The sequence below is a fragment of the Pseudoalteromonas sp. 120-MNA-CIBAN-0494 genome (assembly GCF_040308885.1).
Classification (GTDB): Bacteria; Pseudomonadota; Gammaproteobacteria; order Enterobacterales; family Alteromonadaceae; genus Pseudoalteromonas; species Pseudoalteromonas nigrifaciens.
The window spans coordinates 1-265 of sequence record NZ_JBEOOE010000167.1 but is presented as its reverse complement, the minus strand read 5'-3'; the positions used below and the strand labels follow the sequence as shown (position 1 = coordinate 265).

Genomic DNA, 265 nt, shown 5'->3' with positions numbered 1-265 from the left:
ACACTATACCTAGCAGCACAAAGGCAATAATAAAAATAGTAGACAGTAGGCTGGTGGTTATTAAGGTGTTGTAAGTTACCTCGCTATCAATATCGGCTAAGGAATAGCTAATTTTTACCACACCCGGTACATCGCCTTCTTGTGCTTGATGGCAGCCTAAACAGTTTGTACCTTTATAATCAGAGCTCGCATACATCGGGCGTAGGTAGGTCATACTGCGGCTATCAGTGTTTTGCTCTATAAATAAGCTTTCTTTACCCTGCAG

General features: G+C 41.9%; 1 pseudogene. It reads right to left on the bottom strand.

What is annotated here, in order from left to right:
• Window positions 1-265, bottom strand: a pseudogene (locus AAEY55_RS18385) (methyl-accepting chemotaxis protein); the annotation flags it as partial.